The sequence below is a fragment of the Exiguobacterium sp. s26 genome (genome assembly GCF_018618235.1).
Taxonomy (GTDB): Bacteria; Bacillota; Bacilli; order Exiguobacteriales; family Exiguobacteriaceae; genus Exiguobacterium; species Exiguobacterium chiriqhucha.
In genome coordinates this window covers 65,373-89,612 of record NZ_JACSLS010000002.1, presented here as the reverse complement: position 1 = coordinate 89,612, position 24,240 = coordinate 65,373, and the positions used below count along the sequence as shown (strand labels likewise).

The window sequence follows — 24,240 nt, the reverse complement described above, 5'->3', positions numbered from 1 at the left end:
GGAGGTTTTTGTTAGTGTCAAAGAAGAAGACAGAGAACGTTAGCGTCTTTGCGCTTGGAGGCGTAGGCGAAATCGGGAAGAACATGTACGTCGTGGAACTAGACGACGACATCTTCGTCATCGATGCCGGCCTTATGTTCCCAGGCGATGAGATGCTCGGGATTGATATCGTCATCCCGGACATTACGTATTTGAAAGAAAATAAAGATCGGGTACGCGCGATTTTCATCACACACGGTCACGAAGACCATATCGGTGGACTCAGCTACGTACTCCGTGATTTGAAACACGTTCCCGTATATGGGACGAAATTGACGCTCGGTTTAATCGAGCTCAAATTGAAAGAGGCTGGCTTATTGAAAGAAGTCGACCTCCGATTGATTGACGCCAAAACGAAATTGACTATCGCTGATCATTTCATCACTTTCTTCCGCGTCAACCACTCGATCCCGGATTGTGTCGGGGTCTGTATCCAAACGTCACAAGGCGCCATCGTTCACACGGGCGACTTCAAGTTTGACTACACACCGGTCGATGGGAAACAGTCAGACTTCAACAAGTTGGCGGCCATTGGCCAACGGGGCGTCCTTTGCCTCTTGTCGGATTCGACGAACGCGGAACGTCCGGGTCAAACCGGTTCGGAATCGCTCGTCGGCGCCGAGTTGAACGACGTCATCTATCAAGCCGAAGGCCGCGTCATCGTCGCGTCATTCGCCTCGAACGTGCACCGTCTGCAACAAGTGTTCGCGGCAGCCGAAGCGAACGACCGTAAAGTGGCCGTCGTCGGCCGCAGCATGGTCAATATCGTCGAAGTGGCCCAGAAGCTGAACTACTTGCGCTTCAAGCCGAAGACACTCGTCGAGCTTTCACAAGTGAATCGCTTGCCTGACAACAAAGTCGTCATCTTGACGACTGGTTCGCAAGGTGAGCCGATGGCGGCCTTGACGCGCATGGCGCGCAACGCCCATAAACAAGTGAACATCCGCCTGAACGATACGGTCGTCATCGCGGCGACGCCGATTCCGGGGAACGAGAAGTCCGTCTCGAAGACGATTGACCTGCTCTTCCGCTCAGGCGCCAACGTCATTTATAACCAACGCAAAGTACACGTCTCTGGACACGGTTCGGCCGAAGAGCTCAAGCTCATGTTGAACCTCGTCAAACCGAAGTACTTCCTCCCGATTCACGGGGAGTACCGGATGCAGATGGCCCACTCGAAACTCGCCGAGCAAGTCGGTGTGAAGTCGAACAACATCTTCATCGTTGAAAAAGGAGATGTCGTTGAGTTCACGGGCCGCAAAGCCCGGATGAGCCGCAAAGTGCCGGCTGGAAACGTCTTAATCGATGGAATCGGTGTCGGGGACGTCGGGAATATCGTGCTCCGTGACCGTCGTCTCTTGTCGCAAGACGGTGTCGTTCTCTGTGTCGTCACGTTGAACCGGAAACAGAAGAAATTGATTTCAGGACCTGAACTCATCTCGCGTGGATTCGTCTATATGCGTGAATCGGAAGAGATGATTTCAGAAGCGAACCGCATCGTCACGAAACAGATTGAGAAGAGTCTCCAAGCTGGAAGTGATTGGACCGAGTTGAAATCAAATATCCGCGAACGGCTCAGCGTCTATTTGTACGAGCAGACGAAACGTCGTCCGATGATCTTGCCGATCATCATGGAGATTTAAAGAATTGAGATTAAGGCAAAAGTCATCAGACTTTTGCCTTGTTTTTTTAGGAGGAATCTAAGGTGGCACAAAAAACGAGAAAAACTCCGGTGAAGCGGAAGCGACCGACGACGAGACGTGCGAAAAAACAGCCCATCCCACTGCGTACATATGGCTGGATCGCCTTCGTCCTGTCGATTACGGCCTTCATCTTTTCCCTGTTCGATTTCGGATGGGTCGGCAATCAGACGTCGCTTCTCGCGACGACGTTGTTCGGGGGCTGGGGGGCACTGACGTATTTGGCAATCGCGTTCACGTTGCTCGTCTTCTTAAATGAGTTTCGTCCGATGCAACGGACCGGGATTCTATTGTTGTTCACGTCGTTTCTCATGTTCGGGGACTTGGTATGGGGGGCCGAACGAGGCGAGGTCAACGGGGCGCTCTATCGACTCAATCAATACTTGCTCTCTGACTTCGGGATTGTCTTTTTAGGCGCCCTCTGCATGATTGTCGGGATTTCCCTGTTGTCGCCAACGATTTGGCGGACGATGGGTTCGCGGCTGCTTGAGACGGGCACGGCCATCAAACAAGAGTGGCACGACCGGGAACGGGTCAAACCGGCCCCTGTGAAGCGTCAGAAGGCTGTCCCGGCCCCGGCGAAGGTCGTGGAATCGACACCTGCCGAAGCGGAGCCTGAGGCGGATGCGGTGACGATGCATGATATCCCAATCGTCGGGTTCAGCGAGAAAGTCGTCGCCGAGAAACGTCCGAAAACGGAGGAGTCGGCCCCGTCGGAAGAAGTGGCCGACCTGCCGACCGAGGATATGATGATGACGGCGTCACAGGATGTATCGGATACGTATGAGCTTCCGACGTTCACCATTCTCAGTGAACCGGTCGTGACCGATTTGTCCGGCGAGAACGCCCGCTTGAAAGCGAATGCGACAAAACTCGTCCAAACGCTCAAATCGTTCGGCGTCGGCGTGAAAGTATTGAAGATTCATCTCGGGCCCACCGTGACGAAATATGAACTGCAACCGGATATCGGGGTCAAAGTGAGCCGCATCACCTCGCTCAGTGACGATCTTGCCCTCGCGCTCGCGGCGAAAGATATCCGCATCGAGGCACCGATCCCGGGCAAAGCAGCCATCGGGATTGAAGTGCCGAACCAGGAAGTGGCCCCGGTCTGTCTCCGTGAAGTGCTCGAGGCCGATCCGGTCAAGCGGGAACAGTCGCCGCTCCTCGTCGCATTGGGCCGCAGCATCAGCGGTGAGACGGTGACGATCGCCTTGAACAAGATGCCGCATTTGCTCGTCGCCGGTTCGACTGGTTCGGGGAAATCGGTCTGCATCAACGGAATGATCGTGTCGCTCTTGATGCGGACGCGTCCTGATGAGGTCCGGCTCATGATGATTGACCCGAAAATGGTCGAGTTGAACGTCTATAACGGTGTCCCACACTTATTGACGCCGGTCGTGACGGATCCGAAGAAAGCGGCCCAAGCGCTCAAACAAGTCGTCGCCGAGATGGAGCGGCGCTATGAGCTGTTCAGCCGCTACGGAGTCCGGAACATCGAAGGCTATAACGAACTCGTCGATAAGTCGGATGACGAGGACGCGAAGCGTCTGCCGTTCATCGTCGTCATCGTCGATGAGCTCGCCGACTTGATGATGGTCGCCTCGAACGACGTCGAGGACGCGATTATGCGTCTCGCCCAGATGGCTCGGGCAGCCGGCATTCATATGGTACTTGCCACGCAGCGTCCATCGGTCGATGTCATCACCGGTGTCATCAAAGCGAACATCCCGTCACGGATCGCGTTCGCGGTCTCGTCGCAAACGGATTCCCGGACGATTCTTGACGGCGGCGGTGCGGAAAAGCTGCTCGGACGGGGTGACATGCTCATGCTCGCCAACGGGATGAACAAACCGATTCGTGTCCAAGGTGCGTTCGTCTCGGATCAAGAAGTCGAGACGGTCGTCAATCACGTCATCGCCCAACAACGGGCCCAGTATGTCGAGGCGATGATGCCGAAAGAAGAGGAAGTCACGACGATCGACTCGGACGATTCATTGTTTGAAGAAGTCGTTCAATTCATCTTGACGCAAGAGACGACTTCCACTTCGATGATTCAACGAAGATTCCGCATCGGTTATAATCGAGCCGCCCGATTGATCGATTCGCTCGAACAGGCTGGATATGTCGGGCCGTCAGAAGGCTCAAAGCCGCGGAAAGTGCTCATTAACCAACCAGAGGGTTAAACATTAAAACGAACGATTAGGTATAAAAAATCCTAATCGTTCGTTTTTTATATAATTTCAGATAATCCTGTTCAAACGTGATGATCGAGGTCGACGTCATGTTGAGACGAACTAATATAGCACATCTGACCTATTCGAGACATTAAGACATACTACTAAAATCGTTGAACCGCTTTCATTTTTTAATACCGTTTACATTTTACGTTTTCTTTTCAAACGGCTTCACAACAGGTATTATAGACTAAGAGGTATACATAATCCCTTCACTTTAAAATATTTCCCTGATTCCGAACAAAAAGTATTGCGTTCTAATTCTCGAATCCCTATACTTAGTATTGGCAAGGACATTCATACGTCAGATGTCTGAGCACTGGTTAGAATAGGTAAAGGTGGTGAGGCCCATGTCGATCAAGCTCGATCATCGCTTGCTCTATCTTCGCGTGATTGAGAAAATCAAGCAAGATATCGACGATGGTGTCTATCGTGAAGGAGAGAAACTTCCTTCAGAGTTCGAGTTGTCGAAGCAACTAGGAGTCAGTCGAGCGACACTCCGGGAAGCCCTTCGTATCCTCGAAGACGAGAAATTTGTCGTGCGGAAACATGGCGTCGGAACATTTATCAGTTCAAAACCCCCGTTCACTTCAGGGATTGAAGAACTGTTCAGTGTCACGGACATGATCATGCGCGCCAAGATGACACCAGGAACGAAAGTATTGGTGGCCGAAAAGGTTCTAGCGACCGAGAGAGAAGCTGAGCGTCTGAAAATCGAACCGAACTCGCCGATTTATCGGATCGTGCGGATTCGTTATGCAGACGAGACACCAGTTGTATACTGTGTCGATAAAATTCCGGCCCACCTCGTCTCGAATCCTAAAGCGTTGACGGAAGGTAAGTCGTTGTTTGATGCGCTCGAACAAGAGGTAGGACGTCGGGTCGCTTATGCGATCACGCACATCGAACCGAGTGTGAACGCGGAAATCTCGACGCAACTTCAAACGGACCAACCGTTACTGGCATTAAAGCAATTGCATTACGATGAGAGCGACTTACCGCTGCTCGATTCGGCGAACTTTTTCCGAGCGGACCGCTTCGACTTCCACGTCGTTCGCAAACGCGTCTAAGCACGTTCGTTTTATCCGGAAACGGTTATTTTTGGGGAACAGCGTGAAAGCGCTTTCTTATACCGGTGTAAAGACTACTGATGACATGACAACCTTAATTGTTATGATCCGAAAGGGGAAACACGACGATGAACAAGAAAAAAACGATTCTCTCAGCTTTAGCAGCAGGTCTCACACTCTCAACAGTGCTCGCAGCATGTGGCGGGGATGACAATGAAGGTGCTTCAAACGGCGAAGGCGGCGGCGAAGGCAGCGACTTCAAAGTAGCAATGGTAACCGATACTGGCGGTGTCGATGATAAATCGTTCAACCAATCAGCTTGGGAAGGTCTTACGAAGTTCGGGAAAGACAACAACTTGACTGAGAACGAAGGCTTCAAATATCTTCAATCTTCAAAACAAGCGGATTATCAGCCTAACTTGCAACAATTGGCACGCGATAATTTCAACTTGATTTACGGAATCGGCTTCTTGATGGGCGAAGACATCCAAAAAGTTGCTGAGCAGTTCCCAGACAACAACTTCGCAATCGTCGACATGGTCGTTGATGCACCGAACGTCGCATCGATCACGTTCAAAGAGCAAGAAGGTTCGTTCCTCGTCGGTGTTGTCGCTGGTCTCACTACGAAAACTGACAAAGTTGGATTCGTCGGTGGCGTTGAGTCTGACTTGATCAAGAAGTTCGAGAACGGTTATAAAGCTGGCGTCATGGCCGTTAACCCGGATGCAACAATTGACGTGAAGTACGCTGAAGACTTCAACTCAGCTGAAAAAGGTACAGCAATCGCTTCAGGTATGTACGGAGCAGGTTCTGATATCGTGTATCACGCAGCAGGCGGTACTGGGGTAGGGGTATTCACAGAAGCGAAAAACCGTAAGAAGAACGGCGAAGATGTATGGGTCATCGGTGTTGACCGTGACCAATACGAAGAGGGTCTTCCAGAAAACGTAACGCTTACTTCAATGGTCAAACGTGTTGACACGGCTACTTACGAAGTATCGAAACTTGCAATGGAAGATAAATTCCCTGCAGGCGAAATCGTTGAGTTCTCTTTGAAAGACGATGGAGTAGGGATTGCTGAAACATCTGATGAGAACGTTGCAGCTGACGTCCTCACAAAAGTTGAAGAGTACCGCACACAGTTGATCGACGGAGACATCACGGCTCCAGCGACTGACGCTGAGTTCGAAGAGTTCATGAAAACAGTAAAATAATTCATTGAGTTAGGGGGGACCCATGCGGTCTCCCTTTACTTAAAGTTAGGGGTGGACTTTCTTGGAATATGTAATTGAAATGCTCAATATTCGCAAAGAGTTCGGAACGTTCGTTGCCAACGACAATATCACCCTCCAATTGCGTAAAGGAGAGATTCATGCGTTGCTCGGCGAGAATGGTGCCGGAAAATCGACGCTCATGAACGTCCTGTTCGGTCTTTATCAGCCGGAAGGCGGGGAGATCCGCGTGCGTGGGGAGAAAGTGAACATTGAGAATCCGAACATCGCCAACGACCTTGGGATCGGTATGGTACACCAACACTTCATGCTCGTCGAGAAGTTCACGGTGACCGAGAACATCATCCTCGGCTCAGAGCCGAAGAGTGGATTGACGGTCGACCGGGCCACGGCGCGTAAAAAAGTTATGGAGATCTCGGAACAATACGGTCTCCGCATTGATCCGGACGCTAAAATCGAGGACATCTCGGTCGGGATGCAACAACGTGTCGAAATTTTGAAGACGCTCTATCGCGGCGCTGAAATCTTGATTTTTGACGAGCCAACCGCTGTATTGACGCCACAAGAGATTCAAGAACTCATTCAAATCATGAAGCGTTTGATCGAAGAAGGTAAATCGATCATCTTGATCACGCATAAACTGAAAGAGATCATGCAAGTGGCCGACCGCTGTACGGTTATCCGTCGCGGACGTTATATCGGCACCGTCGATATCGATGAGACGGTCAATGAAGACCGTTTGGCTGAAATGATGGTCGGGCGTGAAGTTAACTTTGATGCGGAATATTCCAAGGCAGATCCACAGCAAGTCGTCCTCGACGTGCAAAAACTCGTCGTCAAAGACAGTCGCGGGCTTGAAGCCGTCGACGGCTTGGATTTACAGATTCGTTCAGGAGAGATTCTTGGAATCGCCGGGATTGATGGAAACGGACAGACCGAGTTGATTGAAGCTATCTCAGGCTTGAAGAAACCGGAGTCTGGAAAAGTATTGTTGAATGGGAAAGACGTGACTGGGTTCACGCCACGTAAAGTGACGGAATCTGGCGTCGGTCATATCCCGCAAGACCGTCATAAACACGGACTCGTCCTCGACTATTCGATTCGGGACAACATGGTCCTCCAAACGTATTACAAAGAGCCGTTCTCGAAGCGTGGTTTGATGAACTATAAAGCTGTGGCTGAGAAAGCGAAGGCGTTGATTGAGAAGTTTGACGTCCGAACTCCATCGGTCGATGTGCCAGCCCGTGCCTTATCAGGTGGTAACCAGCAGAAAGCGATTATCGCCCGTGAAGTCGACCGGTCACCTGACTTGTTGATTGCGGCCCAACCGACGCGTGGACTTGACGTCGGTGCAATCGAGTTCATTCATGAACAGCTCATCAAAGAACGTGAGAAAGGACGCGCCGTCCTCTTAATCTCGTTCGAACTCGAAGAGATTTTACACGTCGCGGACCGAGTCGCCGTCTTATATGAAGGTAAGATTGTCGGGATTCGTGATCCGAAAGAAACGACCGAGCAAGAACTCGGCTTCTTGATGGCCGGCGGTAAGAGAGGAGAAGAAACAGTATGAATAAGTTAGGATTCAATCGACTGCTCATCCCGCTCTTGTCGATTTTGATGGGACTTCTCGTTGGGGCAATCGTCATGCTGATCGGCGGTTATGACCCGATTCAAGGGTTCTCGTCATTGTTCGAAGGTATGGTCGGAAGCCCATATGCAATCGGAGAAACACTTCGTGCCGCAGCGCCGCTCATCTTCTCAGGTTTAGCGGTCGCGTTCGCGTTCCGGACCGGTCTCTTCAACATCGGGGTCGAAGGTCAAGTGTTAATCGGTTGGGTGGCAGCCGTTTACGTCGGAATCAACTTTGATTTACCGATGTTCATCCACCTTCCGCTCGCGCTTCTCGCGGCTATGTTCGCGGCAGCGCTCTGGGCGTTCGTCCCTGGTTTTTTGAAAGCCAAGTTCCACGTCCATGAAGTTATCACATCGATCATGATGAACTATATCGCCTTGTACACGACGAACGCGATCTTGCGTAGCGTCATCGGCGTAACGAACGAACGGACCGAGTCAATCAACGAGTCGGCGTCGCTCGCGTCGCCATGGCTTCAAGAAATGACGCAGTTCTCACGCTTACACTGGGGTGTCCTCATCGCTGTGCTCGCGGCGATCGTCTATTACTACATCTTGCAACGGACGACGCTCGGCTATGAGCTTCGGGCCGTCGGCTTCAACAAACACGCGTCGCAATACGCAGGGATGAGTGTCAATCGCAACATCATCCTATCGTTCGTCATCTCGGGTATGTTCGCTGGACTCGCTGGAGCGATGGAAGGTCTTGGTACGTTCAACGGGATGACGCTCAGTGCTTCGTTCACTGGAGTCGGATTCGATGGGATTGCCGTCGCTCTTCTCGGTGCGAACACAGCCATCGGTGTCGTCTTGGCAGCCATCTTGTTCGCCGGACTCAATATCGGTGGACTCGCGATGCAGCTCGGCGCCAACATTCCGTCCGAGCTCGTCAAAGTCATCATCGCCGCCATCGTCATCTTCGTGGCGTCTGGTTATGCGTTCAACTACGTGATTGACAAATTCAAAGGAAATCGTAAGAAAGGAGTGGAGAAAAAATGAGCTTCTTAGAAGTCCTCTATATCGTCGTTCCGGTCGCGTTGGCCTATGCGACTCCACTCATCATCGCGGCGCTCGGCGGCATTTTCAGTGAACGTTCGGGTGTCGTCAACATCGCCTTGGAAGGCATCATGGTCATCGGTGCCGCCACGGGAATCATCACGACGCTCACGTTGACGGAGATGGGGCTTGGTGGTCTCAGTCCTTGGATCTCGCTCTTGGTCGCCATGGTCGTCGGCGCACTCTTCTCACTTTTCTTGGCAGTGCCGGCCATCCTTTGGCGTGCTGACCAAACGGTGCTCGGGGTCGCGATCAACATGCTTGCGATCGGTCTCGCCATCTTCGTCGTCCGTGTCCTCTACAACAAAGGACAAACCGATTTCATCGAGTTTCGGATTGCGAAAGAGAACGTGCCGATTTTATCGGATATCCCGGTGCTTCGTATGTTCTTCATCAACGTCCAGTACACGTCGTTCATCGCCATCGCGCTCGCGTTCGTCGTCTGGTTCGTCATCTTCAAGACGCCGTTCGGCCTTCGTCTCCGCTCGGTCGGGGAACACCCGATGGCAGCTGACACGATGGGAATCAACGTCACGAAAATGCGCTTCATGGGCGTCATGCTCTCAGGTGCGTTCGGCGGTCTCGCCGGTGCGGTCTACGCCGTCACGGTCACGACGAACTTCAGTGGGACGACGATTGTCGGTCAAGGCTTCTTGGCCATCGCCGCCATGATCTTCGGGAAGTGGAACCCGCTCGGCGCGCTCGGAGCCGGCCTCTTCTTCGGTTTCGCCCAAGCGTTGTCGATCATCGGCAGTAACTTGCCGGTCATCAGCAACGTGCCGCAAGTGTTGCTCTTGATTGCACCGTATGCGCTTACGATTCTTGCCCTCGCGGGTGTCGTCGGACGTGCGGATGCACCGAAATCAGTCGGTATCCCATATATTAAAGGGAAACGCTAATCACCAAAAGGACAAATGTCCATTTCACCAAGGTTGTTTGACGCTTAAGTCAAACAACCTTTTTTGTTATACTGGTGTAGAGGTGAGACAATTGAAAAAATGGTGGCAACTGCTGATTGCCGTCGTGCTGAGCATCTCGCTCGCAGGCTGCTCAGTCGATGACTGGTTCGCTGAACAAATCGACCCGCCGGAGTCGCTCGTCGAACTCGAGGCCGACTTTCCGTCGGCGTCGGTCACGCAACAAGTCGCACGGCCGCTCGGCAAGACTGAGACGGTCACGCTCGACCGCGTCATCGACGGGGATACGCTCAAAGTCGAGTTTGAGAACGGGGCGACGGAATCGATTCGCCTCTTGCTCGTCGATACGCCAGAGACGAGTCATCCGACGTTGCCGGTACAACCGTTCGGAGAAGATGCAAAATCATTCGTCGAGCGTTGGCTACCAGAAGGGGATACGATCACACTGGAGTATGACGTCGGGCGCTACGATCGCTATCAACGGACACTCGCCTACGTCTGGTACGATGATGCGATGCTGAACGAGGAATTGTTACGTCGCGGTCTGGCGCGCGTCGCCTATGTATACGCGCCGAACACGCAACACATCGATGCGTTCCGGGACGTCGAACAGGCCGCGCGTCAGGAATTGCTCGGGATTTGGAGTCTCGAGGATTATGTGACCGGCAACGGGTTCGACTACGAGGCGACCGAGCCGGCCCAGCCGAAACGAGACACGGATGGATGTGACATTAAAGGGAATATCAATCGGGACGGAGAGAAGATTTATCACGTTCCGGGCGGGGCGAGCTATGAGCGCACGATCCCGGAAGAGATGTTCTGTACAGAGAAAGAGGCGCGGGAGGCCGGTTTCCGCAAAGCGACACGTTAAAAAAAGACATGTGCGCCGAGATGGCACACATGTCTCCCTTATTCGTACTTGAGTGCGTCGCCGTCGAATGATTCGTCTGCGACTTTGATTGAGTCGGTCGGGCAGCCCTCGAAGGCGTCCATCAAGTCCTCATACAACTCATCCGGGACTTCAATCGTACCCGTGTTGTCGTCCATCAAGTTGAACGCGAGGCCTTCGTCATCATAGTCGAAGATGTCTGGGGCAGCTGCTCCGCAGGCCCCACATGCGATACATGTATCTTTATCAACAATCGTAAATTTTGCCATTTGTAACCCTCCATACGTTTCGTCTCTCTGCATAGAAATGATTTTCTACTGACTATGAGTAATTGTAGTCTACATACCCAAATATTTCAATGAGGAAACGAATAACGTTTTGGAAGCATAATTTTAACAAGGAGGTGGAACGATGGTTCATTTAGCGGACGGGGTGTTATTACTATCCATCCAACGCTTGAAAGGTGAACGTAGCGAGCGCAGTTTGTTTCATGTGTTGAACGGGAAACGATCGGCGACGACGCTGCAAGATGCCTTTTTTTATGATTTGGAACCGATTTTTGGCTTGTTCCCCTACACGAAGTACGACTATGAGAAACTGCTCGCCTCGTTCGAGAAGCGAGGTTGGCTCAACCGCTCGAGTTTTACCTTGACCGAAGCCGGGTCCATGCTCGCTTCGCCCGAGGCCGTCAGCGACTTGTTCGACCGTCTCGGCGGCGAGTACCGGGACTATACGACGATGACATGGAAACGGCTCAGCCTGTTCGTGCAGACGTTCATGTCGCTCGAGCATGAGCGGACGTTTTATCCGGTCCAGGCCGATCGTCTGGCCGAACGTTGGGTCAAACAAATCGTGCGGACCGAACGCGAATGGCGACCGTTGATTCAAAGTTTCCATCACGAGCTCGAGACGGCGCTTGAAGACATCGGCGACCCTTATGCGACCGCCGTCGTTTATAGGTTCACGGGAGCGTTCGAGACCGGGTATACGTATGAACAAATCGCGGCCCTCCTCGACGTCGATGCACGGACGGCCCGGCTCTACTTCTTGGCCGGGTGGAATGCGCTCCTCTGGAAATTGCCGCGAGATGCGAAACTGTTAGGATTCGCCCACGGCTTATCGAGTGAACGGATGACCTTATCGGCGCGAGGGTCGTATGAACAGTTCTTGGCTGGTCGATCGTTCCAACAAGTCCAGTCACAGCGGCGGTTGCGCACTAGTACGATTGAAGACCACGTCGTCGAGATGGCGATGTATTTAGACGAATTTCCGCTCGATCAATTTGTTCCGCTCGAGCAAATCAAGCAAGTCGAGCAACTGCGTGACGAATCGAGCTGGGCGCTCAAACCGATTTTTGAACAAATCGACGGGATCAGTTATTATCAAATCCGATTGGTGTTCGCACGATTGAAACGAGGTGAGACATTTGTTTGAGAAGACGTTGAAGCGGGTGTTCGGTTATGACAGTTTCCGTCCGGGACAGCGCGAGGTGATCGATGCGGTCGCTGATGGACAAGACGTGCTCGCCATCATGCCGACCGGGGCCGGGAAGTCATTGACGTTCCAACTCCCGTCCTATATCAAGAACGACGGCTTGACGATTATCGTCTCGCCGCTCTTGTCACTGATCGAGGACCAGATGCTCCATATCCGCGAGCGCGGCGAACGTGGGGTTGCCCGATTGACGTCGATGGAGACGCTCGAAGAGAAGCAAGAGATTTTAAACCATTTGAAACGGTACCGCTTCTTGTATTTATCGCCGGAGCAACTTGCCGTGCCCCATGTGACACGGGCGCTGGCGCGCACAAAGATTCAAATGCTCGTCGTTGACGAGGCGCACTGTATCTCGCAGTGGGGCCATGAGTTCCGCCCGGAGTATGCGCGCCTAGGTGAACTGCGCAAGCAGCTCGGCAGTCCGCAGTGCATGGCTGTCACGGCGACCGCACCGGAGACGGTGAAACGAGATATTGTCGAGAAACTGGCGCTCTTCTCGCCGGCGCAGTTCGTCCACTCGGCGAACCGTCCCGAGATTCGCCTCATCGTGGAACGTCTCGGGTCAGAAGATAAGATGCGCCGTCTGAGCGAACTCGTCCACGACGTGCCGAAACCGGCCGTCATCTATACAGCGACACGGCGTGAGGCCGAAGCGCTCGCCCTCCATCTCGATGACGCCTTGTTTTATCACGGTGGCATGTCGACCGAGGACCGGCGCCTTGTACAGTCACAATTTTTACGTGACGAAGTCGCCATCATGGTTTGTACGAGTGCGTTCGGGATGGGTGTCAATAAAGATAACGTCCGTTCCGTCATTCATTATCAAATCCCGGCCACGCTCGAGGCGTACATGCAAGAGATTGGTCGGGCTGGGCGTGACGGCGAGCCGGCTTTCGCGGTCTTGCTATACGCCGAAGGGGATGAGCGGATTCAACAGTTTTTGATCGACCAGCAATATCCGAAAGACAAAGATATCCGTCTCGCCTATTTTGAACGAGACAATGGCACGAGCCTGGCCCAGTTGCCACGTTTATTGCGCTTGAACGAGGAAGATCCGGTTTGGGGACTGTTGAATCAGATGCTTGCCGAGCGGACGCTTGCCGAGGCGGTGGATTGGGTAAAAGATAGAAAGCGGGCCCGGTATCGTCAACTCGGACAGATGATGGACTATGCCCTCATCAAGACGTGTCGGCGCGATTATTTGTTAAATTATTTCTCGGAGCAACCGGTCAAGCAAAGCGATTGTTGTGACATCTGCGGCGAAATCGTGTTCCCGCCGTCGGAGCAACTTGTGTCTAAAAATGTGACAGATTGGAAACATCGGTTGGCTCGTATCTTTTCCTTTGATTGATATCATAGTAAAATGATAAAAAAGGTAAAGGAGGGCACACGTTGCGACATCGGAACCAAGCGGACTCACTTCGTGAAAAAGTGGTGGACACGTTGCCATCTCGCGCTGAACGGCAAGAGCATGAGCGAAAAGAGAAATTGAACGACAACTGGCTGAAGCGACCGCTCGCCATGATGCTGACACTGACGATGTTTGCCATTATTCTTGTATTTTTATATATAGGTCGTCACGACATCTTTTTCTAAACAATACGACGAGAACGTCGTATTTTTTTTATGATTTCATGCCCGAGGTGTGAATATGCACAATCTCACCAATTTCTCACAAGATTTGCACAATAAAACAGGTAAAGCCGTACAGATGGGTCTATACTGAAAGAGAAGAACTAGTAGGAAAGGAGGGGCTGCTGTGCCGAAGTACTCCATCAAGACGGTCGCGTCACTCACCGGAGTCAACCCGACCACGATTCGGGCGTGGGAACGACGCTATCAATTCATCGTTCCGAGCCGGACAGATTCGGGTCATCGATTGTATTCCAACCAAGACGTCGAGAAGATAAAATGGGTCGTTGAAAAACAACGGGAAGGATTGACCGTGTCCCAAGCGATTCAACAGCTACATGAAGCCCCGAAGCCGAAGCCTGCCCGCCTTTATGACGAGGAGCTCATGGACGGGTTGCTCGAGGCGTTACTTTCATTTGATGAACGTAAGGCGCACGATTTGATTAATCGTGCCTTTAATACGTTTAGTTTTGAAAAGGTTACGACAGATATCATCGGTCCGTTATTGATGGAAATCGGGACGCGTTGGGAGAATGGGACGATTACGATTGCGCATGAACATTTTGCGACGGCCTTTTTGCGTGCCCGCCTGTCGACGTTGTCGCTTCAAATGCCGATGAATCCCTTTTTACCGCGCATCATTTGCGTCTGTGCCCCGGGCGAGATGCATGAGATCGGGCTCTTGTTCGTGACGCTTTACTTACGCCAATACGGTTATGACGTGATTTTCCTCGGTGCGGGATTCCCGAAAGAGGATTTGAACGAGGCGTTGCACGATATCGATGCCAAGTGTCTGATTTTCTCATGTACGTTGACAGAACATCTCGATGGCCTGAAAGACGCGATGCAGTTCATCCAAGCCGACCACCCGAACCTCGTCATCGGGGCCGGTGGTTACGCGGTCAGCCTTCAAGCGTCCGAATTCGGATCGGCCTTCCTCGGGGACACGCCCGAGGCGTGGACCGAGTGGTTGTCAACTATTTGACAGCTCGAACAAACGGGAGTAGCTTATAAAGTAGGATTGATTATTCTTTGGAGGTTTTCGTTTGAGATTTGAAAAGCAAACAAAAGAACATTTAAGGGTATATTTGACCGCGAGCGACCTATCCACTCGAGGCATCGCCATCGATACCATCGTGGGGGAGAGCGGTCAAGACCTGTGGCGGGAATTGCTTGAGACGGCGGAAGCGGAATTTGGCTTCATGCCGCAAGGGACCGTCGACTTGAACGTGACGATGTTTCCCCGTGACGGGCTCGTCATCGACGTCCAGAAAGTCGATGCGCCCGTAGCGGAATCGGATCAAGAGCAAGTCGAGATTCGGCTCACCATCGACGTGATTCATCATTTGATTTATCAATTTGACGATATCGAGGACGTCATCAACGCCTCGATTCGCTTGTTCCCACATATGCGAGACACCGAGCAGGGCGGGGCGTTCTATCATTACGAGGGACGATACTATCTGCACTTTGTCGAGGTGCTCAAACCAGACGTGGAAGAACGACTGGCAGCCATCTTGTCGGAGTACGGTCGGACGACGACCGTCAGTCCGTACGTCATGATGGAGTACGGGAAGACGATTCAAACTGAACAGGCCGTGAAACAGCTGTACGATACGTTCGCGTAAGTACGGCTTTTTACCGTTCTGTTTCTATTGTTTTCGGCCGACACATGGTATGATAAAACTTGAATTTTGGAGTAGCTAGCTGAAGGAGAGATTTGATGAAAGTCGCGGTATTATATGGTGGTGTATCAGGTGAGCGGGAAGTGTCGCTCACGAGTGGTAAAGGAATGATTGAAGCGCTCGAAGAACGGGGTCACGACGTCGTGGCGATTGATTTTCACCCGGACCGGGCCAATGAGCTGTTGACGCTTCAAGCCGACGTCGTCGTCAGCGCCTTGCATGGCAAGTACGGTGAAGACGGACGCGTGCAGTCGCTCTTGGAGATGGCGGGCTTGCCGTACACGGGGTCTGGTGTGTTGGCGTCCGCGCTCGCGATGGACAAAGCCCGTGCGAAAATCATCTTCGCCGCTGCCGGCATCCGAATCGCCCGTGACGTCCTCATCGAGACAGGGGACGATATCGACGCGAAAATCGTCGAGTGGGGCGGTGAATTCCCATGTGTCGTCAAACCGGCCCAAGAAGGGTCTTCGAACGGATTGACAATCGCGATGGACGAAACGATGCTCCGTGAAGGAATCGACAAAGCGTTCGCCTGCGATACGGCCGTCTTGGTCGAACAATATATTAAAGGCCGTGAATTGACGGTACCTGTACTCGGAAACCATGGCGCCGAAGCCGCGCTCCCGGTCATCGAGATTATCCCGAAAAACGAGTTTTATGACTATGAGTCGAAGTATTCAGAAGGTGGATCGATTCACGTCTGTCCGGCCGAGTTGCCGGCTGCGTTGACCGAAGAAGTTCAGGCGGCCGCGATTCAAGCGCACCGTGCCCTCGGCTGCAGCGGATATTCCCGCTCAGACTTCCTCGTGTCAGAAGACGGGCTCGCCTATATTTTAGAGACGAACACACTGCCTGGCATGACGCCGCTCAGCCTGTTCCCGGACAGCGCCCGCGCCGTCGGCATCTCGTACGGTGAACTGTTAGAGCGATTCATCGCACTCGCACTTGAAAAGTAAGAAGGGGCACCCCCTTCTTTTTTCGTTTTAGAAAACGCTTTCATTATTTTTGTAAAAGCCTTTCAAATTGGGCGCGTATCAGATATACTTTTAAACGAATACGAGGTTGATTCTTGGGGGAGAATCGACAATTTAGGGGAGGAAACCTTCATGATTACGGATCAAGAAAAAGGTCATCAAAAACGAAAAAACATCCTTGAATCGACACAAGAAGTGATACACGAGGCGCTCGATAAACTCGGGTATCCAGAAGAGATGTACGAGCTCTTGAAAGAGCCGCTTCGGATGTTGACCGTCCGCATCCCGGTACGGATGGATGATGGATCGACCAAGATTTTCACAGGATATCGTGCGCAACATAACGATGCCGTCGGACCGACGAAAGGTGGAATCCGATTCCATCCGAGCGTGACCGAGGTCGAAGTGAAGGCGTTGTCGGTCTGGATGAGCTTGAAAGCCGGCATCGTCGACCTTCCATATGGCGGCGGTAAAGGTGGAATCGTTTGTGATCCGCGTGAGATGAGTTTCCGTGAAATTGAGCGGTTGAGCCGTGGTTACGTTCGGGCCATCAGTCAAATCGTCGGACCGACGAAAGACATCCCGGCACCGGATGTGTTCACGAACTCGCAAATCATGGCATGGATGATGGACGAGTATAGCCGGATCGATGAATTCAACTCACCAGGATTCATTACCGGGAAGCCGCTCGTGCTCGGTGGCTCGCACGGTCGCGAGACGGCGACGGCAAAAGGTGTCGCCATCATGATTCGAGAAGCGGCGCTTCGTCGCGGGATCGAGTTAAAAGGCGCCCGCGTCGTCGTCCAAGGATTCGGCAACGCTGGTAGCTTCTTGTCGAAGTTCATGCATGACGCCGGAGCGAAAGTCATCGCCGTCAGCGATGCGTACGGAGCCATCCATGACGAGAACGGTCTCGACATCCCGTACCTGCTCGACCGTCGTGACTCGTTCGGGACGATCTCGACCTTGTTCAAGAACACGATCTCGAACAAAGAGATGCTCGAACTCGACTGCGACATTTTGGTCCCGGCCGCGATCGAGAACCAAATCACCGAGGACAATGCCGACAACATCAAAGCGTCCATCGTCGTCGAGGCCGCGAACGGACCGACAACGAACGAAGCGACCCGCATCTTGACGGAACGTGGCATCCTGCTTGTCCCAGACGTGCTCGCTTCGAGCGGTGGGGTGACGGTCTCATACTTCGAATGGGTTCAAAACAATCAAGGTTACTATTGGACGGAAGAGGAAGTGGAAGAGAAGCTTGAGAAAGTACTTGTCCACTCGTTCAATACGGTATACAATACCTCGTCGGCGCGTAAGGTCGACATGCGTCTCGCCGCCTATATGGTCGGTGTGCGCAAGATGGCAGAAGCGTCGCGCTTCCGCGGTTGGGTATAACAAAAGAGAGGGAAGACCTGAAACCAGGTCCTCCCTCTCTTTATTTATAATGTGACACCGTTGCGCTCCCGAAGCGTCTCGGCGATCGCTTGGCCATGGAAACGTCCGTTCTCGATAAAAATCTTATTGGCATCGTTTCCGGCAGCGACGACACCGGCGATGAACAAGCCGTCGACGTTCGTCTCGTAAGTCGTCTCGTCAAACGCCGGCACACCGGTCTCTTCATCGACTTGGACCCCGGCATCGGCGAACAGCCCATGGTCGGGCAAGTAGCCCGTCATGGCGAGGACGTGGTCGGTCTCGAGTCGATGTTCTTCACCATGCTGACGATAGACGACATGATGCGGTTCGATCCGAACGATCTCCGCTTCGAGCTCGAGTCGCACCTTGTCGTGACGGACGAGTGAGTCGAACGTCGGCAGTACCCACGGTTTGACGGACGGACTGTAACCGTCCCCGCGATAGAGCACCGTGACATGGGCGCCGGCCTTCTCGAGCTCGATGGCCGCGTCGACGGCGGAGTTTTTCCCGCCGATGACCGTGACGCGCTGCCGATAGAACGGATGCGCCTCTTTGAAGTAATGGGCGACGTGGGGAAGCTCTTCACCAGGCACGTCAAGTCGACGAGGGCGTCCGTAGTAGCCGGTCGCCAAGATGACGTAGTCGGCCTGACGCTCTTTGGCACCGTCCCGGTCGTGTCGGGACCGAACGACGAAACCGTCCTCGGTCCGCTCGACCGCTTCGACCGTCTCGAACGGATGGACATCGAGCCCGGTCCGGCTGACGACTTCCCGATAATAGACGAGCGCGTCTTGCCGTCGTGGTTTCAAATCTTTACAGATGAACGGGATATCCCCGATTTCAAGCAAACTAGCAGACGAGAAGAACGTCTGATGGGTCGGATACCGATAGATGGCATCGACGATATTGCCGCGCTCGATAATCGTGCACGAGATGCCGATGCGTTTCAATTCAATCGCAGCCGACAGCCCACATGGTCCGGCGCCGACGACGATAGCGTGTTTATTCAATGAAATCACCTCATCCCTCATTGTATGGAAGGACGAAACGGTTGGCAAGTCGCCAACTCATTGTTGGAAACTAAAGCTGTGCTCCATGACCGCTTGCGACGACCCAGACTCGAGTTCGACGAGGAGACGCAGTCTCGCTTTTTGTGAGTTCAACCCGTTCGAGAAGATGATGCCCATCTCTTTGAGCTGCTGGCCACCGCCGACGTAGCCGTACACGTCTTGCACGATCCCGTTGAAGCAACGGCTGACGATGACGACCGGCATGCGTTCGACGAGCAGTTCGAGCGCCGGAACGATTGACGGCGGGACGTTACCTTGACCGAGCACCTCGAGGACGAGCCCGTCATAACCGAGCGCGAGTACCGCCTCAATCAAATCTGGGTCCATCCCGGCAACGACTTTCAGCACCGCGACCCGTTTCGTGATCGTCGAAATCATCTTCGGTTGCTTCGTCGTCGGCTGACTATAGATGAGGACATGGTCTTTCGTCACCATGCCGACGTTTCCGAAGTGGACCGATTTGAACGTGTCGACCGAGGACGTATGCGTCTTCGTGACGTTGAAGGCGGAATGAATCTCACCGTTGAAGACGACGAGCACGCCTTTGCCTCGCGCGACATCACTTTGGGCGACCCGAAGCGCCGTGATGAGATTGAATTCGCCGTCGGAGCCGACCTCGTTCGACGAGCGCATCGCCCCCGTCAAGACGATCGGAACCGGGGCGCCGAGCGTGATTTGTAAGAAATACGCCGTCTCTTCGAGCGTATCGGTCCCGTGGGTGATGACGACCCCGTCATATGTGTCTTGCGTCAACTGTTGATTGATGAATTGGGCGAGCTCGAGCATTTTTTCAGGCGTCATATGCGGTGACGGGATATTTGAAAAGTGCTTCGTCGTGATGTTGGCGATATCCGTCGCTTTCGGCAACGTCGCATCAATTGGATTGACCTCGCTCGGCATGACATGTCCCGACCCCGATTGGGACATGGCGATTGTGCCGCCGGTGTGGATGAGTAATAAATGATTCATAACAGACCTCCAACTTTTTTGTTCGTTTCTTCCAATTTCTAGGCGTGACCTACTTTTTCTTTCCTCTATTTCAGTGTATGCTTAACGTGAGAAAGGAGAGATGCATCATGATTGCAATCGCCTTGTCTGCGGTTGCGCCAGGGTTCGCCCTTCTTTCCTACTTCTATCTCCGGCATGAACTAGAAGCGGAACCGCTCGGCTATGTGATCCGGTCGTTCGTCGCCGGGGCCATTCTCGTCTTTCCGATCATGTTCGTCCAGTATGCGTTCGTGGAAGAAGGGGTGCTCGTAGGCCCGTTTTGGAAGGCGTTCGTGGCCACCGCGCTATTAGAAGAGTTTTTTAAGTGGTTCATGATTTATTATACAATATACATACATAAAGTCTTTGATGATTACTACGACGGGATTCTCTATGCGGTCGCCTGTTCACTCGGCTTTGCCACGTTAGAGAATTTTCTATATTTATGGGTGTACGACTCAATCGAAATCGCGATCTGGCGCGCCGTGCTGCCGGTGAGCGGCCACGCGCTGTTCGCCGTCGTCATGGGGTTTTGTCTCGGCCGGGCCAAACATTCCAACCACGAGCGGTTTTGGTTGTTCACCGCCGTCATGGCGGCCACGCTGTTGCATGGGATGTTCGACTATATCTTGCTCGTCGAACCGATGAACAAAGTTCCGGCTGTCGTCTATATCGTCGTCTTATGGATGGTCGCCTTATTGCTCGTCCGTACCGCCAATCGTTCCAATCATCGCCAATATAAATAGAATAAAGGGGAATCGTTTCATGTTAAAAGTAGGTCAAGAGTTACGGGTGGAAGTCGAAGGGAGAAAAGAAGGAAAGACGAAGATCGCAGCCATTAACGATCAAGTCGTCTGGATCGAGTCCCCGAGTGAAACGGATACGTTAAAGACGTTCTTCTTGCACGAAGACGAATCGATGCGTGTTTATTTCTTTAAAGGAGAAGAGCAACTGTACGCCTTTGATACCGTCGTGTCGAGACGCGTGAGCGATGCGCAGTTGACGCTTCGCTATGCGTTCCCAGTGCCGGATGAGAAGAAAATCAAACGAGTCCAGCGCCGTGAATATTTACGGGTGCCAGAGATGATTCACGTGACCGTGTCTGCGGAAGACGGCCAAGCGTTCCCATCGTTCGAGTCGACATCACTCGACGTCTCGGCCGGGGGAATGCGCATCATCGCCAATCGAGCCCCGGTCGCTGTCGACGAGGCGATGATCGTCTCGTTCCATATCGATGACGACCGAGGTATTCCGCAAACGTTCCGCGTCAAGAGCCGCCTCGTCCGCATCCATGAACAGACGGCCAAACAAGAGTTGTCGCTTTGCTTTGAAGAGTTATCACACCGGGACCAGGAGACGATTTTACGTTATTGCTTCCGAGCCCAGCTCGAAGCGAGAAAACGGACCGGCTCCGTATTTTCTTCACGCTAAAAAACTGGTATGATGTTCTCGGAACAAATGACCGAGAGGAGGCGGGTATCGGGATGAGCCGATACCCAATTTTTATGAATAAACCATTACAAATCGCATTAGATGGGCCGGCCGGGGCCGGCAAGAGCACGATCGCGAAAACGCTCGCTAAAAAACTAGGGTACGTCTATATCGATACGGGTGCGATTTATCGCGCCGTCACGTATCGCGCGCTTCAAGACGGCGTCGGTCTCGAAGACGGTCCGATGCTCGCTGAGATGATCGACAAGATGGATTTACGTCTCGTCCCGTCCGAAAACGGTCAACGCGTGTACGATGGCACGGAAGAAGTGACCGATGTCATCCGGACGAGCGAAGTGACGAACAACGTCAGCTTCGTCGCACGCCAGTCGGAAGTACGGGCTGCCCTTATGGATTTACAGCGTGACCTCGCCAGTAAAGGCGGAATCGTCATGGACGGCCGCGATATCGGCACGCACGTCTTACCAGGCGCCGACTTGAAAGTGTTCATGACGGCGACGGTCGAAGAACGGGCCCGCCGCCGCCACGAAGAGAACGTATCGAAAGGATTGCCGAGCGACCTCGAACAATTACAGCTCGAGATTGCCTTGCGCGACAAACGCGATTCCGAGCGTGAGGTCGCCCCGCTTCGTCAGGCCGACGATGCGCATTATCTCGATACGACCGAGCTGTCGATTGACGGCGTCGTCGAGGCAATCGAGCACTTGATGAAGCAGGTGATTGAACGATGAAACCGCTCAACAATGGACCGTTCGGCATGTATCGTCTTGCGGTAGGTGTCGTCAATATCATCCGCAGATTGAGCTTCCGCGTCGAGTATATCGGGCGCGATAACGTCCCACTCGACGGTTCGATGATCGTCTGTTCGAACCATCAATCGAACTGGGACCCGGTCATGCTCGCCGGGGCGATGCCGAAACAGCGTCAGCTTCGTTTCTTCGCGAAAAAAGAGTTGTTCGACGTGCCGGTATTGAAACACATTTTGAATCGGGCTGGACAGATTCCTGTGTCACGCGGGGAAGGAGACCGACAAGCACTCCGAGTCGTCTTGCAAAAGTTGAAGGAAGACGAGGTCATCTCGATTTTCCCGGAAGGAACGCGGTCAAAAGACGGTACGCTCGGCAAAGCCCAAGCAGGCGTCGGGTTCTTCGCGCTCCGTTCGGAAGCGTCGGTACTTCCGGTGGCGATTATCGGGACGTATAAGTTCCGCTCGAAGCTGAAGGTCGTCATCGGCCAACCGATCGACATGAGCGGCTTGAAAGCGGACAAGGCGAGCGCCCAAATCGCGGCCGACTTGATTATGACGACAATCGGTGACTTGTACATGCAGCATTCACGGAACGTTCGTTAATTTCAGGTTTAATCTCGCGCTAGGAGAGGAACTAACCTGATAACACCTTGACAAATCTTTCGAATTATAAGAAGTTTATACTAGGTGTAAGCGCCTTAGGGCGCTCCTTTTTGTACTCATCGTGAGGGGGTAGTGTTGGAATGGTCGAAGAAATGAAAGATATGCCTGATTTTGAAATCAATCGAGGTCAAATTGTGACCGGTACTGTTGTCAAAATCGAGGACAAGCAAGCGTTGATCGATATCGGTTATAAAACCGAGGCAATTTTACCAATCAGCGAAGTATCAAGCATGCATTTAGACGATTTAAACGAATCACTCCATGTTAACGACGAAATCCGTGTCAAAGTGAAAAAGGTCACGGACGAAGAGGTGGTCGTTTCGAAGAAAGACGTTGATGCCGAGGCAGCTTGGGATCAAATCGTCGAGAAATTCGAATCCGGCGAAGTATTCGAAGTCATGGTAAAAGACAAGGTCAAAGGTGGACTTGTCGTTGACATCGGTATCCGTGGATTTATCCCGGCTTCGCTCGTAGAGAACCATTTCGTCGAAGACTTCTCATCCTACTTGAATAAACCAATTACGGTTAAAGTCGTCGAGATTGACCGCGAGAAAAATCGCGTCATCTTGTCGCATAAAGCGGTTGCCGAAGCGGAAATGAGCGCCAAGAAAGCGGAGACGCTCGAATCGCTTGAAGTCGGTCAAATCATCGAAGGGACGGTTCAACGTCTCACAGATTTCGGTGCGTTTGTCGATATCGGCGGTGTCGATGGCCTCGTCCACATTTCGGAAATGGCGCATAGCCGGGTTGAGAAACCGAGCGATGTTGTGACTGAAGGAGATAAAGTCAAAGTGAAAGTGCTTGGACTTGACCTCGACAACGAGAAAGTGAAGTTGTCGATTAAAGAGACGCAGCCTGGACCGTGGGAATCGGTAGAAGGTAAAATTCAGCCAGGTGACGTGATTGAAGGGAAAGTCAAACGTCTCGTCACGTTCGGTGCGTTCGTCGAAGTCGCACCACAAGTTGAAGGTTTGCTCCATATCTCGCAAATTGCGAACCGACACATCGCGACACCATCTGAAGTCTTGTCAGAAGGCCAAGAAGTAACCGTCAAAGTACTCGACGTCCATCTTGACGAGAAGAAAATCTCGTTGTCGATGCGTGCGCTCGAGTCGAGCGATTCATCACGTGGCGACGCGGATCAATCGTTGCTTGACGAGTATAGCGACCAAGGAGGTTTCTCTGTCTCTGAATTGACAGGTGACGAGGCCTCGGACGATTCTAAATAAGACGATCGTTCAAGCGGGAGCCAGACTCCCGCTTCTTTTTGTATGGTCACAGAAATTCGCCTGTGATATGATAGTACAGTTGCAATTAGAAACGATAGACTTATTGAATGAAAGT

The 24,240-nt window shown here is 52.6% G+C and carries 23 protein-coding genes; 20 read left to right on the top strand and 3 right to left on the bottom strand.

Annotated elements, in window-relative coordinates:
- Positions 1-14 precede the first annotated feature (14 nt).
- The 8 genes from KNP82_RS02895 to KNP82_RS02860 all read left to right on the top strand — a co-directional run bounded on the left by KNP82_RS02895 (position 15) and on the right by KNP82_RS02860 (position 10,751).
- Entirely contained in the window at positions 15-1,682 is a 1,668-nt protein-coding gene (locus tag KNP82_RS02895; protein WP_021067169.1) for a ribonuclease J, read from the top strand.
- 62 nt (positions 1,683-1,744) lie between these two features.
- Positions 1,745-3,922 carry a DNA translocase FtsK gene (locus tag KNP82_RS02890; protein ID WP_214826978.1) on the top strand — a complete coding sequence of 726 codons (2,178 nt, stop codon included), beginning with the start codon at positions 1,745-1,747 and terminating at the stop codon, positions 3,920-3,922.
- A gap of 401 nt (positions 3,923-4,323) precedes the next feature.
- A complete protein-coding gene (locus KNP82_RS02885; RefSeq protein ID WP_021067171.1) occupies positions 4,324-5,043 on the top strand; it encodes a GntR family transcriptional regulator in 720 nt (239 codons plus the stop codon).
- A 128-nt stretch (positions 5,044-5,171) separates the two neighbouring features.
- Positions 5,172-6,257: a BMP family lipoprotein gene (locus KNP82_RS02880; protein WP_214755819.1), complete on the top strand. Its 1,086-nt coding sequence runs from the start codon at positions 5,172-5,174 to the stop codon at positions 6,255-6,257.
- Between the two features lie 61 nt (positions 6,258-6,318).
- Complete coding sequence (locus KNP82_RS02875) at positions 6,319-7,845, top strand: ABC transporter ATP-binding protein (protein WP_021067173.1); 1,527 nt, start codon at positions 6,319-6,321, stop codon at positions 7,843-7,845.
- Positions 7,842-8,906 (top strand): ABC transporter permease, encoded by a 1,065-nt coding sequence (locus KNP82_RS02870; RefSeq protein ID WP_021067174.1) that lies wholly within the window; start codon positions 7,842-7,844, stop codon positions 8,904-8,906. The genes KNP82_RS02875 and KNP82_RS02870 overlap by 4 nt, the downstream gene beginning before the upstream one ends.
- Positions 8,903-9,862 carry an ABC transporter permease gene (locus tag KNP82_RS02865; protein ID WP_021067175.1) on the top strand — a complete coding sequence of 320 codons (960 nt, stop codon included), beginning with the start codon at positions 8,903-8,905 and terminating at the stop codon, positions 9,860-9,862. Before KNP82_RS02870 ends, KNP82_RS02865 begins: the two co-directional genes overlap by 4 nt.
- A gap of 82 nt (positions 9,863-9,944) precedes the next feature.
- Entirely contained in the window at positions 9,945-10,751 is an 807-nt protein-coding gene (locus KNP82_RS02860; protein ID WP_029595676.1) for a thermonuclease family protein, read from the top strand.
- 38 nt (positions 10,752-10,789) lie between these two features.
- Here the strand turns inward: KNP82_RS02860 and KNP82_RS02855 are convergent, their stop codons facing one another.
- A complete protein-coding gene (locus tag KNP82_RS02855) occupies positions 10,790-11,038 on the bottom strand; it encodes a ferredoxin (RefSeq protein WP_021067177.1) in 249 nt (82 codons plus the stop codon).
- A gap of 142 nt (positions 11,039-11,180) precedes the next feature.
- On the opposite strand from KNP82_RS02855, the gene KNP82_RS02850 reads away from it, so the two are divergent.
- From KNP82_RS02850 to KNP82_RS02820, 7 genes are all read left to right on the top strand, one after another.
- Positions 11,181-12,203 carry a YpbB family protein gene (locus KNP82_RS02850; RefSeq protein WP_021067178.1) on the top strand — a complete coding sequence of 341 codons (1,023 nt, stop codon included), beginning with the start codon at positions 11,181-11,183 and terminating at the stop codon, positions 12,201-12,203.
- Entirely contained in the window at positions 12,187-13,614 is a 1,428-nt protein-coding gene (locus KNP82_RS02845; RefSeq protein WP_029595674.1) for a RecQ family ATP-dependent DNA helicase, read from the top strand. The genes KNP82_RS02850 and KNP82_RS02845 overlap by 17 nt, the downstream gene beginning before the upstream one ends.
- 41 nt (positions 13,615-13,655) lie before the next feature.
- Positions 13,656-13,859: a hypothetical protein gene (locus KNP82_RS02840; RefSeq protein ID WP_021067180.1), complete on the top strand. Its 204-nt coding sequence runs from the start codon at positions 13,656-13,658 to the stop codon at positions 13,857-13,859.
- Positions 13,860-14,022: 163 nt separating this feature from the next.
- On the top strand, positions 14,023-14,880 hold the full coding sequence (locus KNP82_RS02835; RefSeq protein ID WP_029595673.1) for a MerR family transcriptional regulator: 858 nt from the start codon (positions 14,023-14,025) through the stop codon (positions 14,878-14,880).
- A gap of 61 nt (positions 14,881-14,941) precedes the next feature.
- Positions 14,942-15,523 (top strand): adaptor protein MecA, encoded by a 582-nt coding sequence (locus tag KNP82_RS02830; protein ID WP_021067182.1) that lies wholly within the window; start codon positions 14,942-14,944, stop codon positions 15,521-15,523.
- Between the two features lie 95 nt (positions 15,524-15,618).
- Complete coding sequence (locus KNP82_RS02825) at positions 15,619-16,536, top strand: D-alanine--D-alanine ligase (RefSeq protein WP_214800846.1); 918 nt, start codon at positions 15,619-15,621, stop codon at positions 16,534-16,536.
- A gap of 150 nt (positions 16,537-16,686) precedes the next feature.
- Positions 16,687-17,955, top strand: coding sequence for a Glu/Leu/Phe/Val family dehydrogenase (locus tag KNP82_RS02820; RefSeq protein ID WP_021067184.1), 1,269 nt, complete (start codon positions 16,687-16,689; stop codon positions 17,953-17,955).
- A 44-nt stretch (positions 17,956-17,999) separates the two neighbouring features.
- Here the strand turns inward: KNP82_RS02820 and KNP82_RS02815 are convergent, their stop codons facing one another.
- Positions 18,000-19,007 (bottom strand): YpdA family putative bacillithiol disulfide reductase, encoded by a 1,008-nt coding sequence (locus tag KNP82_RS02815; RefSeq protein ID WP_214714073.1) that lies wholly within the window; start codon positions 19,005-19,007, stop codon positions 18,000-18,002.
- A 36-nt stretch (positions 19,008-19,043) separates the two neighbouring features.
- On the bottom strand, positions 19,044-20,015 hold the full coding sequence (locus KNP82_RS02810) for an asparaginase (protein ID WP_021067186.1): 972 nt from the start codon (positions 20,013-20,015) through the stop codon (positions 19,044-19,046).
- 107 nt (positions 20,016-20,122) lie between these two features.
- Here KNP82_RS02810 and prsW point away from each other — a divergent pair, with 107 nt between their 5' ends.
- The 5 genes from prsW (at position 20,123) to rpsA (ending at position 24,125) form a co-directional block, all read left to right on the top strand.
- Positions 20,123-20,779: a glutamic-type intramembrane protease PrsW gene (gene prsW / locus KNP82_RS02805; RefSeq protein ID WP_021067187.1), complete on the top strand. Its 657-nt coding sequence runs from the start codon at positions 20,123-20,125 to the stop codon at positions 20,777-20,779.
- Between the two features lie 19 nt (positions 20,780-20,798).
- Positions 20,799-21,464 (top strand): flagellar brake protein, encoded by a 666-nt coding sequence (locus KNP82_RS02800; RefSeq protein ID WP_021067188.1) that lies wholly within the window; start codon positions 20,799-20,801, stop codon positions 21,462-21,464.
- 74 nt (positions 21,465-21,538) lie between these two features.
- Complete coding sequence (gene cmk / locus KNP82_RS02795; RefSeq protein WP_214827224.1) at positions 21,539-22,216, top strand: (d)CMP kinase; 678 nt, start codon at positions 21,539-21,541, stop codon at positions 22,214-22,216.
- Positions 22,213-22,836, top strand: a complete 624-nt coding sequence (locus tag KNP82_RS02790; RefSeq protein ID WP_214826975.1) for a lysophospholipid acyltransferase family protein — start codon at positions 22,213-22,215, stop codon at positions 22,834-22,836. The genes cmk and KNP82_RS02790 overlap by 4 nt, the downstream gene beginning before the upstream one ends.
- Positions 22,837-22,976: 140 nt before the next feature.
- On the top strand, positions 22,977-24,125 hold the full coding sequence (rpsA, locus tag KNP82_RS02785) for a 30S ribosomal protein S1 (protein ID WP_021067191.1): 1,149 nt from the start codon (positions 22,977-22,979) through the stop codon (positions 24,123-24,125).
- Positions 24,126-24,240 lie beyond the last annotated feature (115 nt).